The 12,504-nt window shown below is 60.8% G+C and carries 12 protein-coding genes; 1 reads left to right on the top strand and 11 read right to left on the bottom strand.

Annotation, left to right across the window (positions count from 1 at the left end; genetic code table 11):
• Positions 1–24 precede the first annotated feature (24 nt).
• Positions 25–654 (bottom strand): class I SAM-dependent methyltransferase, encoded by a 630-nt coding sequence (locus PMI24_RS08285; RefSeq protein WP_007952755.1) that lies wholly within the window; start codon positions 652–654, stop codon positions 25–27.
• Positions 655–823: 169 nt separating this feature from the next.
• Here PMI24_RS08285 and PMI24_RS08280 point away from each other — a divergent pair, with 169 nt between their 5' ends.
• A complete protein-coding gene (locus PMI24_RS08280; protein ID WP_238553812.1) occupies positions 824–2,275 on the top strand; it encodes a hypothetical protein in 1,452 nt (483 codons plus the stop codon).
• A gap of 30 nt (positions 2,276–2,305) precedes the next feature.
• On the opposite strand, the gene PMI24_RS08275 is transcribed toward PMI24_RS08280, so the two are convergent.
• From PMI24_RS08275 to tcyJ, 10 genes are all read right to left on the bottom strand, one after another.
• On the bottom strand, positions 2,306–2,950 hold the full coding sequence (locus PMI24_RS08275; protein WP_007952752.1) for a methionine ABC transporter permease: 645 nt from the start codon (positions 2,948–2,950) through the stop codon (positions 2,306–2,308).
• On the bottom strand, positions 2,940–4,064 hold the full coding sequence (locus PMI24_RS08270; protein ID WP_007952750.1) for a methionine ABC transporter ATP-binding protein: 1,125 nt from the start codon (positions 4,062–4,064) through the stop codon (positions 2,940–2,942). The genes PMI24_RS08275 and PMI24_RS08270 overlap by 11 nt, the downstream gene beginning before the upstream one ends.
• Before the next feature lie 2 nt (positions 4,065–4,066).
• The gene (locus PMI24_RS08265; protein WP_007952748.1) at positions 4,067–4,876 is read right to left on the bottom strand and encodes a MetQ/NlpA family ABC transporter substrate-binding protein; all 810 of its coding nucleotides are present in this window, start codon (positions 4,874–4,876) and stop codon (positions 4,067–4,069) included.
• A gap of 13 nt (positions 4,877–4,889) precedes the next feature.
• Positions 4,890–6,254 (bottom strand): LLM class flavin-dependent oxidoreductase, encoded by a 1,365-nt coding sequence (locus PMI24_RS08260; RefSeq protein ID WP_007952746.1) that lies wholly within the window; start codon positions 6,252–6,254, stop codon positions 4,890–4,892.
• Positions 6,254–7,447 (bottom strand): SfnB family sulfur acquisition oxidoreductase, encoded by a 1,194-nt coding sequence (locus tag PMI24_RS08255; protein ID WP_007952744.1) that lies wholly within the window; start codon positions 7,445–7,447, stop codon positions 6,254–6,256. The genes PMI24_RS08260 and PMI24_RS08255 overlap by 1 nt, the downstream gene beginning before the upstream one ends.
• Before the next feature lie 24 nt (positions 7,448–7,471).
• The gene (locus tag PMI24_RS08250) at positions 7,472–8,713 is read right to left on the bottom strand and encodes an SfnB family sulfur acquisition oxidoreductase (RefSeq protein WP_007952742.1); all 1,242 of its coding nucleotides are present in this window, start codon (positions 8,711–8,713) and stop codon (positions 7,472–7,474) included.
• A 266-nt stretch (positions 8,714–8,979) separates the two neighbouring features.
• Positions 8,980–9,744, bottom strand: a complete 765-nt coding sequence (locus PMI24_RS08245; RefSeq protein WP_007952739.1) for a hypothetical protein — start codon at positions 9,742–9,744, stop codon at positions 8,980–8,982.
• Positions 9,745–10,201: 457 nt separating this feature from the next.
• Positions 10,202–10,951 (bottom strand): L-cystine ABC transporter ATP-binding protein TcyN, encoded by a 750-nt coding sequence (tcyN, locus tag PMI24_RS08240; protein ID WP_007952738.1) that lies wholly within the window; start codon positions 10,949–10,951, stop codon positions 10,202–10,204.
• A gap of 4 nt (positions 10,952–10,955) precedes the next feature.
• Entirely contained in the window at positions 10,956–11,621 is a 666-nt protein-coding gene (gene tcyL / locus PMI24_RS08235; RefSeq protein ID WP_007952735.1) for a cystine ABC transporter permease, read from the bottom strand.
• Positions 11,621–12,421, bottom strand: a complete 801-nt coding sequence (gene tcyJ / locus PMI24_RS08230; protein WP_007952734.1) for a cystine ABC transporter substrate-binding protein — start codon at positions 12,419–12,421, stop codon at positions 11,621–11,623. The genes tcyL and tcyJ overlap by 1 nt, the downstream gene beginning before the upstream one ends.
• Positions 12,422–12,504 lie beyond the last annotated feature (83 nt).

Raw genomic sequence — 12,504 nt, 5'->3', positions numbered from 1 at the left:
CGAGCGCCTCGCGCTCATCGCCTACTACACGGCTTTGCGCCAGACACTCGCCAACCAAGGCTGCTGCTCACGCGGCAGCCCCGCCGGCCGGTAGTAATGCTCAAGCTCCACGAACCCGGCAGCGGTCAACAACCCGCGCCACGCTTCCAGATCGTGATACGAGCCATAACGCGGCCCGTTCCAGCCCTCACGGTTATCCCCGCGCGGATTGGAGCTGAACAACACACCGCCCGGTTTCAATGTCCCGTGCAACTGCTTCAAGACCCGGGGCAATTCCTGCAACGGCACATGAAACAACACCGCATTGGCGAAGATCCCGTCGAAGCGTTCTGCCGGCAGATCCAGCTTCAGAAAGTCCTGGCACCACACTTCACAGCCACTGTCGTCCCGAGCCATCTGCGCGAATTTCTCCGCGCCGTCGAGGCCGACGGCGACGTGTCCCATCCGTGTGAACGTCTGCAAATCCCGCCCCGGCCCGCAGCCGAAATCGAGGATGGAAAACGGCGCGTCACCCTGGATGTGCCGCAACAGGGCGTCGATGTTCTGACTGACATCGTGATCGCGGGTGCCTTCACGAAAATCCTCGGCCACCGAGTTGTAATGGCCGAGGGTGGTGGCGGTGATCTGTTCGAGGTCGGTAGAGGTCTGCTTCATGGTCGTCATGGGCTGAAAGGAAGATCGGCAGACTATAAGCGCTTTCGCGGTTCAGAGGATCCAGATCCGGACAAAGCACAAAACGCCGGCTCAAGTGCAATACATATTTACCGCACCTGACCGTTCCCGATCGGTTGCAATAGCGCCCACGCGATAGACGACTAGCGCGATGTCTGCCCGATTTTTTCAGGGAGATTTACTCAACAAGGATTTTTTCATGGGCAATACTCGAAAAACCTCCACCACGTCCTCCAGCCATAGCCTGGCAGACGCCATTGCACTGCGTAAAAGATCCGATGCTGACTTTCCCGAGTACGAACCTGCGCACAAGAGTTTTCGGGACATGGATCAAACGGATGTGGAGGCCGTTCGCCAACCGGATATGCCAGACGCCGCAGTCATTGTTTCATCCCTGCCGACCGCCGAGATCCTGTCGGGTCGTTTCGGGGACGGGGCGCTTGCGGACTATCGCCTGAAAGCGCCGGCCACCCTGCCTGCGCCTGATGCACTGGGGTTGAGGGTTATCAAGGGACGCACGTTCGTCGATGTCGCCCCCGGCGAGATTGTCCAGGTTCGGCAAACCGCAGCAGGCGGTGAATATCGCGCGACCTTGATGTCCGAGTGGACGGCTTCGGGACCGGTCCTGTTCTTCGATCCGCACAGCAAGAAATGGTCGCCGGAACGGGCTCGGTCATCCGGCGACGCAGGCAATGTCATCGATATCGACATCGATGAGCTCATCCGCAATATCAGGAAAGATTCGGAAAAGCACAGTCGGGTTCACACCGGTATTGATGACGAGATCGAGCACGAGACTGCAAAGGAAGCCACGCTGATTGCTCGGGGGCTGAAGCAGTTTCCACCGGAGCAGGCCGCATTGATTCGCACGGAGTTGCGAGTGGTCGAAAGCGTTTTCGCTGATGCCGTTCACGCCATTGGCTTGAAATACGACGGTGCCAGCGCGGTTTACGAAAGTTTTTTTGGCGCAGGGCACCAGGCCGTGGCGCAGCAGTTCTCTGACTCGGTGGCGCGAGGTCTTGCGCTTTCCAGGGAGTACCAAGGGACCTGGGGCGAGGAGAAATTCTTCGCAGTGGAAACTGAAAACAACAGTGCCGCATGGATGTACAAGAAGGATTTCCATGGCCGCTTCTTCCTCAACCGCAAGTACATGCAGCAAGAGATTCTAGGCATGTCCCTGGGCCATGAAATGCTGCATACCAACCGCATCGATCGCTTCAGGACCATCGGTCCCAACGCCGCGGATTTCTTCTATCTGGGTGACAGCCAGCGTGGCTTGCTGAGTCTGGAGCCGCTGACCGTCTACGACATTCCGGAGCGCAGTGTTTCCGAAGTGATCATGCGCGGTGGATTGACAGTCGAGTACGTGAACGCTTTTACGGACGATCACGACAACCTGCTGTTCGGGATCAGTGATTATCTGGGGATCGGCGACGATCTGGATCTTCAGACGGCGGTCGGCCTGTTCAATGCAAATCCGGCGCTGCGCGCGCATTTGGCCGCGAACAACGCCGACAGCATTGTTTACGCGGCAAAAAGCATGCAGGCGCTGCATCGAAGCAAAACTGAATACGCGTGGCTCGACAGTCTGATCGATGATTGATGCCGGGGAGGGCAGCGCTCATCGATTGTTCTAGCGCTTGTTCAGCCCCCGCGCCAGGCGATCGCCGCCCAGTTGAATCAGCGCCACGAGTGCGACCAGCAACACGATCACGGTCAGCATGATCTGGCTGTCGAAGCGCTGATAGCCGTAGCGATAGGCGATGTCGCCCAGACCGCCGGCGCCAATCGCTCCGGCCATGGCCGAGGAGTTGATCATCGTCACCAGGGTGATGGTGAAACCGCCGACGATCCCCGGCAGCGCCTCGGGCAACAGCACATGCCAGACGATGTGCCAGCGCCGGCAGCCCATGGCCTGAGCGGCTTCGATCAGGCCGTAGTCGACTTCACGCAGGCTCACCTCGGCGATCCGCGCAAAGAACGGCGTGGCTGCGATGGTCAACGGCACGACTGCCGCCCACACGCCGTACGTGGTGCCGACGATCAGCCGGGTAAACGGAATCAGCGCCACCATCAGAATCAGAAACGGAATCGAGCGAAACAGGTTCACGAACGCACCCAGCGCGCGATTGAGCACCGGTGCTTCGTAGATCCCGCCCTTGTCGCTGGTGACCAGAATCACTGCCATCGGTATACCCGCCAGCAGTGCGATCAGCGACGAAACGCCGACCATCAGAAACGTGTCGATAAAACCCTGCAGCAAGCGATCAAACCACATAACCCAGCACCTCCGTGCGTTGTGCCCACTGGCTGGCACGCTGACGCAATTCCTCGGCGCTCAGCTTTGATCCCGCCACTGCCAGCAGCAGTTGTCCGAGCGCGTGGCCCTGAATCCGTTCCACACCGCCCTGGAGCAATTTCACCCGGCCACCGAGCGCCGCGAACATCGCGGCCAGATCCGGTTCGTCCTGCTGGCTGCCGGTGAACTGCAAACGCAGCACCACGGCCGCGTCCGCCGACAAAGGCTGTGCCTGCAAACGGTTCTGCAATTCTTCGGGCAAAGCGTGCTGCAACGGTGCGAGCAAGGTCTGGCTGACCTCGTGCTGCGGGTTGCCGAACACTTCCCAGACCGGGCCTTGCTCGACAATGCGTCCGTGCTCCAGTACGACGACGCGGTCGCAGATTTCCCGGATCACCGCCATCTCGTGAGTGATCAGCACGATGGTCAGGCCCAGGCGTTTGTTGATCTCGCGCAGCAGGCCGAGGATCGACTGGGTGGTTTCCGGATCGAGGGCCGAAGTGGCTTCGTCGCAGAGCAGAATGTCCGGGTCGTGCACCAGCGCGCGGGCGATGCCGACACGTTGTTTCTGCCCGCCGGACAGCTGCGCCGGATACGCCTTGTGCTTGGCTTGCAGGCCCACCAGCTCCAGCAGTTCGCGAACCTTTTTCTCCCGTTGCTCCTTCGGGACGCCTGCGACTTTCAGTGGCAGCTCGACGTTCTGCCACACCGTTTTCGCCGACATCAGATTGAAGTGCTGGAAGATCATGCCGATCCGCCGGCGCAGGGCGACGAGGCGATCCTCGTCGTACTCGCCGATGTCCACTTGATCGATCAGCACCCGGCCCGAGGTCGGTTGTTCGAGTCGGTTGATGGTGCGGATCAGCGACGACTTGCCGGCGCCGCTGCGGCCGATGATGCCGAACACTTCACCGCGCTGGATCGCCAGGTCGATGCCTTGCAGGGCGGCGACCGGGCCTTGTTTGCCGTCGTAGGTTTTGCCGAGCCCGACGAAACGCACATGGGCGCGGTTCAGCTCGGGATGCAGTTCGGTGCGCTGTGCCAGCGCGGGTGGCTCTGGAAGATCCAGTCGCCGTTGAATGGCTGCCGTCATCCTCAGCTTTCCCAACCGGCCTGGTACAGCTTGCCGTGGGCCTTATCCAGTGCGGCGCGAACGGCCGGCGAATGCTGGTAGATGTCGACGAACTTGATCAGGCGCGGGTCGGTTTTGCTCTTCGGCTGGATCACGAACTGGATCACGTATTCCTTGTGGTCGAGGCCGTCGAACAGCAGCGCGGAGCCGGCATCGAAAGTCTTCGCCAGACGGATGTAGGCCGGGTAGCCCTGGACCAGATCGGCATCATCGTAGGCGCGCACCAGCTGCACGGCTTCGACTTGCAGGATCTTGATCTTCTTCGGATTGGCGACGATGTCGTCTTCGGTAGCCTTGTAACCGACGCCCGGTTTGAGGGTGATCAGACCGGCCTTGGCCAGCAGTTGCAGACCGCGTCCGCTGTTGATCGGGTCGTTGGCGATGGCGACGCTGGCGCCCTCAGGCAGCTCGTCGAAGCTTTTGTATTTCTTCGAGTACAGGCCGACGTTGTTGATGATGCCCGGGGCGAACGGCACCAGGTCGAAACCGGAAGCCGCCTTGGCGTTTTCCAGGAACGGGATGTGCTGGAAGTAGTTCACGTCGATGTCACCGGCGGCGAGGCTGACGTTTGGCGCGATCCAGTCGGTGAACTCCACCAGCTCGACTTTCAGGCCTTGTTTGGAGGCCTCTTCGACGGCGGCTTCCAGCGGAATCGCGAAGGCGGCGGTAGTGCCGATTTTCAACGGAGCATCGGCGGCGAACACCGCCGAGCTGAACAGGCCGAAGGCCAGGGCCAGTGCTTTGACTGGGTGGGACAGGAGCTTCTTGGTCATGGTGGTTTTCCAGTCAGTGCGAGGAGGAGTGTCGGTAGTGAGCGCCGGTGTGTTGCTGCGGCAAATGCGCTTCGCCGTGAAACAGTTTTTCCCGCAGGCTGCCGGTGTCGTACGCGGTCTTGTACGAGCCGCGCCGTTGCAGTTCCGGAATCACCAGATCGATGAAATCCACATAGCTTTCCGGGGTGACGATGCGGGTCAGGTTGAAGCCGTCGAGGCCGGTTTCGGCGATCCACGATTCCAGTTCATCCGCCACTTGCTGCGGCGAGCCAACCACGGTGATGTAGCGTCCGCCGAGGGCGTGCTGGTCGAGCAACTTGCGTCGGGTCCAGTCGTTGTTCTGCAGGTTTTTGGTGGCGGACTGGATCGCGTTGCTTTTGACGTACTGGATCGGTTCGTCGATTTCGTACTGGGAAAAATCGATCCCGGTGGACGCCGAAAAATGCGCCACGCCCGCTTCGGCGCTGGCGTAGCTCAGGTATTCCGCGTGCTTGGCCCAGGCCGCTTCCTCGGTCTCGCCGACGATCACGTTGAGGCCCATGAACACCTTGATGTCCTCGGGGTTGCGCCCGGCTTCGACGGCGCTGGCGCGGACCTTGTCCACCTGCACCTTGGTCGACGGCTTGTTCTGGCCGCTGATGAACACGCACTCGGCATGACGTCCGGCGAACAGCAGACCGCGATCCGAACTGCCGGCCTGGAACAGCACCGGCGTGCGCTGCGGCGACGGCTCGCACAGGTGATAACCCTCGACCTGATAGAACTCGCCCTTGTGTTCGACCTTGTGCACCTTGTCCGGCTGCGCGTAGATCCGCTGCTGTGGATCGTTGAGCACCGCGCCGTTTTCCCAGCTGCCTTCCCAGAGTTTGTAGAGCACTTCGAGGTATTCGTCGGCCTGGTCGTAACGCCGGTCGTGCTCGACCTGTTCGCTCAGGCCCATGGCCTTGGCGGCGCTGTCCAGATAACCGGTGACGATGTTCCAGCCCACCCGCCCACGGCTCAGATGATCGAGCGTCGACATGCGTCGGGCGAACAGATACGGCGGCTCGTAGGTGAGGTTGGCGGTCAGGCCGAATCCGAGGTTTTTGGTCACCGCGGACATCGCCGATACCAGCAGCAGCGGATCGTTGACCGGCAGCTGGATCGACTCTTTCAGGGTGACGTCCACCGAGTTCTGATAGACGTCGTACACGCCGACGATGTCAGCGATGAACAGCCCGTCGAACAGCCCGCGCTCCAGCAGTTGCGCCAGTTCGGTCCAGTACTCGATGGTCTTGTACCGGGTCGAGGTGTCGCGGGGATGCGTCCACAACCCGTGGTTGATGTGGCCGATGCAATTCATGTTGAACGCATTGAGCAGGATCTTTTTCTTGCTCATCAGATGGTCCCTCGCAGCGGAGGGTTTGCATCGTTGAGGTAGTAATTGCCGACCGCGTGATACTTCCAGCGCACCGGGTCATGCAGGGTGTGCACCCGGGCGTTGCGCCAGTGGCGGTCGAGGCCATGCTCGATCAGGGTGGCCTGGCTGCCGGCCAGTTCGAACAGGGTGCTGCCGGCGGCCAGAGAGATTTCGGTGCTGATCGCCCGTGCTTCGGCGACGGCAATCGAGGCTGCTGCAACCGTCTCGGCGTTGGTATCTGCCTGGGCTGCGTCGAGGAATTCGCCGGCGCGTTCGAGCAGCGCTTCGGTGGCGTGCAGGCGAATGCTCAAGTGGCCGAAACTCTTGAGGGTCAGCGGGTCTTCGGTGGCCTTGTCGTTACCCGAATCGATCCATGGCCGGGTCTTGCTGCGCACGAAGTGCAGCGCATCTTCGTAAGCGGCGCGGGCGATGCCGGTGTCGATGGCGGCGTGAAGGATCTGCGCCAGCGGGCCGACCGGGGTCGGGCGTTCGAAGGCGCTCTGGAACGGGATGACATCTTCGGCGGCGACGTACACGTCTTCGAACACCACCGAACCGCTGCCGGTGGTGCGCTGGCCGAAGCCGCTCCAGTCGTCGATCACGGTCAGGCCTTTGCTGTCGCGCGGGACGAAGGCCAGTTGCTGCACACCGTTTTCATCGACTACCGACGTTGGAATGCGTTGGGCGTAAATGGCGCCGGTCGCATAGAACTTGCGACCGCTGATGCGATAACCGTTGCCGTCGCGCTTGAGGCGGGTGACACGGTCATGGGCGGTCTTGGTGCCCAGTTCCGCTAGGGCATTGCCGAAGCGCTGGCCGGCGAGGACTTCGGCGTACAAACGTTTTTTCTGCTCGTGGCTGCCGTTCACCCGAAGCACTTCGAGGGCATAAAAATGGTTCTGCGGAATCTGCCCGAGTGAGCCATCGGCCCGGGCGATCAGGGCGATGACTTTGGCCAGGGTCACGTTGGACACGCCGGCGCCGCCGTATTCCTTGGGCACGCTGATGCCCCACAGGCCGGAGCGGGAAAACACGTCGAGTTCCGGCAGCGGCAGGCGGCGTTCGCGGTCGCGCAGGTTACTGTCGCGCTGGAAGTCTTCGGCCAGGTCGCTGGCGACGATCAGGGCTTGCTCGTCGCTGGTGATGACCGCGACGGGATGGGAAAAGGTCATAGGTTTTCTCCAGATGTCTGGTCGTCAGATCCAGGAATGGCGAGCCGGCAACTTGCCGTTGAGGCGATAGGCGCCGACCGCGTGATACTTCCAGCGCACCGGGTCGTGCAGGGTGTGCACCCGGGCGTTGCGCCAGTGACGGTCGAGGTTGAATTCGGCGAGGGTGGCGCGGCTGCCGGCCAGTTCGAAGAGCTTTTCGCTGGCCAGCAGCGAGATTTCGGTGGTCAGCACTTTGGCTTCGGCCACGGCAATTGAGGCACGGGCGGCGGACTCGGCGGTGAGTGGTGCGGCGTGCACCTGATCCAGCACTTGCCCGGCCTTGCGCAGCAGCGCTTCGGCAGCGTGCAGTTCGATTTTTAGTTTGCCGATGTCGGCGATCACGTAGAGGTCATCGCTGGCCCGTTCGACGTTGGCGTCGACCCACGGCCTGGCGCGTGTCTTGACGAATTCGATGGCGTCATCGATGGCGCCACGGGCGATGCCGGCGTCGATCGCCGCTTGAATCAGCTGCGACACTGCGCCTTGGGTGTTGGGCTTTTCGTTGATCTTCCAGTTGTCCACCACGAGGCCGGCATCGACCCGCACGTTGTTCAACAGGATCGTGCCGCTGGCGGTGGTGCGCTGGCCGAAACCCGACCAGTCATCGACGATGCGCAGACCAGGCGTGCCGCGACGGACGAAAGCCAGGACTTGCTTGCCGTCATCGTTGAGCGCCTTGACCGCCACCCAGTGGGCGAACAGGGCGCCGGTGGAATAGAACTTCTGGCCGTTGATCACGTAGTCATCGCCGTCAGCGGTGATGCGCGCCTTCAGTTCCAGAGTGTCCTTGGTGCCGCGTTCGGGCCCGGCATTACCGATGCGCCAGCCTTCGAGCACGCTCTGCAACAGCTGTTTTTTCTGCTGTTCGGTGGCGCTGCCGAGGATCAGGTTGATGATGCCGAACTGGTTCTGCGGAATCTGTCCCAGTGCTGGGTCGGCCGCGGAAATGATCGCGAACACCTCGGCCAGGGTGACGAAGGAAACCTGCGGGCCGCCGTACTCGCGCGGAATCGCGATGCTGCCGAGGCCGCTGCGGGTGAACTGTTCGATTTCCGACCACGGCAGCTTGCGCTGACGGTCACGTTTGGCGGCCTGCACGCGGGCGACCTGCGCCAGCTCGTGGGCGGCCTTAATGGCTTGAGCGTCGTTGCGCAGCACTTGCGCGGGCAACAACAACGGGGCGATGTCCAGGTCACTCTGGACGTTTGCGTCTGCCAGACTGGACATCAGTGCCGCTCCTTGGCTGCACGCAATGCCCTGGCGATCTGCACTGGGGTGATTGTGTTCCGGACCATGTTACCTACCTCACATCTCATGAAAAACGCCGCAAAAGTGCGGCGAACGAAAGAATGTCCGGTGGTCCGGTTCATATACCCTAAGCGCGTATAAAATTTAAATAAACTAACTTTTAGGAATATGTATAGAAGGGGGCGTGGTCCGTCTGGTTAAGCGAGCGGTGGCGAAGGAATTCGTCCCTCGCCGACCGTCGATGCTCATTTTTTTCGCGGCTCTGCTGCCTTCAGCGTTTCCTTGAGCGGCACCTTGAGATAGGGATTCACGCAACCGATCTTCAGCGTTCGCGGCGGCGCCCAGCGCGAGTTGTTGCCCACCCGGTCGAGGATGCAATAAGTCACGTCCAGCCGCAGGTCCTCGCCGGCCTCGGTGATGATCGCCGGCGGCACCCAGACCTGAATCGGCTTGCCGATATCGGCCGGGGTGATGCGCGCCAGGTCCATCCGCACATCGCCCCAGCGCAGGGTGATGGCGTCGCCTTCGGCCATGTTCAGATAGGGCTCGATGGTCAGCGGCACGCCGCGTCTGATCTGGTTCGCGTTGACTCCCTGACGGCGAATGGTGTCGGGCAGGGTCACGGGGGCGAGTTGCTGGTTTTCGTCGCCACACAGCGCTGGAGGCTGCCCACCGGGGCAGTCGAGTTTGACCGTGACCCGCGCGGCTGCCGACAGCGATGGCCCGTGACCCACCCGCATGACCCGATAGTGGATGCGTGACGATCCGCTGGCGATGAAGCTTTCCGGCACTCGCAGGCTGACTGGGGTTGCGACGTCCTGTGCTGTCAGCACGTGAGAGGCGACGTAGCAGTTGTCCCAGAACAATTCGATCAGATCGCCGGTGTCCATGTCCGGGTAGGGCGGAACATCGACCAGCAGATGAGCCGCTGCCGCAAGGTTGATGCCGTTGTGTTGGGATGGCGCCAGGCTCGGCGCGACCAGTTCGGGGATGTGCGAAGTGCGGGTCATGAAGTCCTCTCCTTGAAGCCTTGCAGCGAAATCCGTTTCTGAAAGTTCAAATGGCGTGAATTGCCCGGTAATAAAAACAGGGTCGTTCGGCCATTCGTTATCGGGTCTAGGTAATGTTGTGGGGCGCGATGAGTGACTAGATAAAAGTTCGCTGAATGGCGTGTCAACGGAGAGGATTAGTTAATTGAAGAATTACGGATTTATCAGAAGCTTCCTACGCGGATAAGGCACTCTACCTATTCTGCATAGCGAATCGGGCCACAGCTTTTGCCGGATTTTATTGTTCTGTCGTCGGTCGTTTTGTACAGCTGGAAATTTGCAGGGGGCGAACTTTAATCGCGGCGAGACTGTTGCAGGACATATATATGTAATGCAGTCGCTGGATTAAGTTTTTTAGTGGGGAGGGTGTAAGCGAAACTTCCATCCATGGAAGTTTATATTCAGGAAAGTTTACGGGTTAGCCGTTGTTTCTGAACTTGCTGAGGAACTGTCGAGTGCGTTCTTCTTTCGGATTGGCAAACAACGCTTTCGCTTCACCTTGTTCGACGATCACGCCCTTGTCGAAAAACACCACGCGGTTGGCCACATCACGGGCGAACGCCATTTCGTGGGTGACGATCACCATGGTGCGTTTCTCCTCGGCGAGGCCGCGGATGGTCGCCAGCACTTCACCCACCAGCTCCGGGTCGAGGGCCGAGGTCGGCTCGTCGAACAGGATCACTTCCGGCTCCATCGCCAGCGCCCGGGCAATCGCCACGCGCTGTTGCTGGCCACCGGACAGGCGCCGTGGGTAGGCGTCTTCCTTGCCCGCCAGGCCGACCTTGGCCAGCAGCTTCTTGCCCAGGGCAATGGCTGCATCGCGGGGCGTCTTCTTGACCACGATCGGGCCTTCGATGACGTTTTCCAGGGCGGTGCGGTGCGGGAACAGGTTGAAGTTCTGGAACACGAAACCCACGTGCTGGCGCAGGTTGCGCACCAGGCTCTGCTGCTGGTTCAGCGGGCGGCTGGTATCGATTTCGATATCGCCGACCTTGATACGGCCGCTGGTGGGTTGCTCGAGGAAGTTCAGGCAGCGCAGGAACGTGGTCTTGCCCGAGCCGCTGGGGCCGATGATTGCCACGACCTCACCTTCCTTCACCTCCAGATCAATGCCGTTGAGCACGACTTGACCCTTGAACTGCTTTGTCAGTTTTTCCACGACAATCATGGGGTCAGGACTCCTGGTCGTGCCGATTGACCCGCTCTTCCAACTTGTTCTGGAAGTGCGACAGCACCGTGGCCAGAATCCAGTAGATCAGCGCGGCGGCAAGATACATGGTGAAGACTTCGAAAGTCCGGGCGGTAATCAGCTGTGCCTGACGGAACAGCTCCGGCACCTGAATGGTGGCGGCCAGTGCGGTGTCCTTGACCAGCGAAATGAAGCTGTTGCCCAGCGGCGGCAAGGCCGTGCGCATCGCCTGCGGCAGGATGGCCCGGCGCAGGGTCTGCGCGCGGGTCATGCCGATGCTCGCAGCGGCTTCCCACTGGCCGCGTTCGATCGAACCGATCGCGGACCGCAGGATTTCACAGGCGTAGGCGGCCATGTTCAGCGAGAAGCCGATCAGTGCCGCCGGCAGCGGGTCGAGTTCCATGCCCAATTGCGGCAAGCCGTAATAGATCACGAACAGTTGCACCAGCAACGGCGTGCCGCGAAAGAACGACACGTAGATGCGGGCCAGCCAGCTGACCGACTTGAAACGCGACAGGCGCATCAACGCCAGGCCAAAGCCCAGCAGCAGGCCGAAGAACATGCCGCCCAAGCTGAGGATTACCGTGTAGTACGCGCCCTTCAACAGGAAGGGCGCGGAGTCCAGAGCGAGTTGGAAAGCTTCTTCCATTATTTGGTGACGTCAGCGTTGAAGTATTTCGTGGACAGCTTCTCAAGGGTGCCGTCGGCACGCAGTTCGTCGAGGGCCTTGTTCACGGCGGCCAGCAGTTCAGGCTCGCCTTTGCGCAGGGCTACACCGGCTTCCTGACGCGAGAAGGCTTCACCCGCAGCGACGGTTTTCGGCGCTTTCTTGGCGTATTCCAGTGCCGCCAGACGGTCGATCAGGATCGCGTCGGTACGGCCGTTGTTCAGGTCGGCGAACTTGGTCGGATCATCGTCGTAGGTGCGAACGTCGGCACCCGGCACGTTGGCGCGGACCCATTGTTCGTAGTTGGTGCCCAGACCCACGCCGACTTTCTTGCCGGACAGGTCAGCGGCGGATTTGATGTTCAGCGCGGCTGCCTTGTCTTTCAGCACCAGCGCCTGAATCCCGGAAACGGTGTACGGCTCGGAGAAGTCATACTTCTTCTTGCGCTCTTCGGAGATGGTCACTTGGTTAACCACGACGTCCAGACGCTTGGATTCCAGTGCCGCGAGGATGCCGTCCCATTTGGTCGGCTGGATCTTGGCCTTCACGCCCAGCTTCTTGGCCAGGGCTTCGGACAGCTCGACTTCAAAACCCGACAGCTTGCCGTCGGCATCGACGAAGCTGAACGGTGGGTAAGTGCCTTCCAGGCCGACGTTGATAACGCCTTTGTCCTTGATCTGTTGCAGTTGCTCACCGGCAACGGCGTTGCTGATCAGACCGGCGCTCAGTGCCAGGCCCAGCGAACCTACCAGCAGATTTCGACGTAGTGCGGAAAGAATCATGACAAGCCCCTGTGTTTTCTTATGGAAGACGCTTAAGGAAAGTTGGCGAATCCGGGAATTGGACGACAGCGCTATCCTGCCTT

Origin of the sequence: Pseudomonas sp. GM25, from assembly GCF_000282255.1 — a bacterium.
In the GTDB taxonomy this organism is placed as follows: Bacteria; Pseudomonadota; Gammaproteobacteria; order Pseudomonadales; family Pseudomonadaceae; genus Aquipseudomonas; species Aquipseudomonas aphyarum.
The sequence above is the reverse complement of the archived record's forward strand: the minus strand, read 5'-3'. Positions and strand labels throughout refer to the sequence as shown.

Coding starts and splice junctions, on each gene's coding strand:
- PMI24_RS08285 (WP_007952755.1), bottom strand. CDS start 654: ATGAAGCAGACCTCTACCGACCTCGAACAGATCACCGCCACCACCCTC.
- PMI24_RS08280 (WP_238553812.1), top strand. CDS start 824: ATGTCTGCCCGATTTTTTCAGGGAGATTTACTCAACAAGGATTTTTTC.
- PMI24_RS08275 (WP_007952752.1), bottom strand. CDS start 2,950: ATGTGGTTTGATCGCTTGCTGCAGGGTTTTATCGACACGTTTCTGATG.
- PMI24_RS08270 (WP_007952750.1), bottom strand. CDS start 4,064: ATGACGGCAGCCATTCAACGGCGACTGGATCTTCCAGAGCCACCCGCG.
- PMI24_RS08265 (WP_007952748.1), bottom strand. CDS start 4,876: ATGACCAAGAAGCTCCTGTCCCACCCAGTCAAAGCACTGGCCCTGGCC.
- PMI24_RS08260 (WP_007952746.1), bottom strand. CDS start 6,254: ATGAGCAAGAAAAAGATCCTGCTCAATGCGTTCAACATGAATTGCATC.
- PMI24_RS08255 (WP_007952744.1), bottom strand. CDS start 7,447: ATGACCTTTTCCCATCCCGTCGCGGTCATCACCAGCGACGAGCAAGCC.
- PMI24_RS08250 (WP_007952742.1), bottom strand. CDS start 8,713: ATGTCCAGTCTGGCAGACGCAAACGTCCAGAGTGACCTGGACATCGCC.
- PMI24_RS08245 (WP_007952739.1), bottom strand. CDS start 9,744: ATGACCCGCACTTCGCACATCCCCGAACTGGTCGCGCCGAGCCTGGCG.
- tcyN (WP_007952738.1), bottom strand. CDS start 10,951: ATGATTGTCGTGGAAAAACTGACAAAGCAGTTCAAGGGTCAAGTCGTG.
- tcyL (WP_007952735.1), bottom strand. CDS start 11,621: ATGGAAGAAGCTTTCCAACTCGCTCTGGACTCCGCGCCCTTCCTGTTG.
- tcyJ (WP_007952734.1), bottom strand. CDS start 12,421: ATGATTCTTTCCGCACTACGTCGAAATCTGCTGGTAGGTTCGCTGGGC.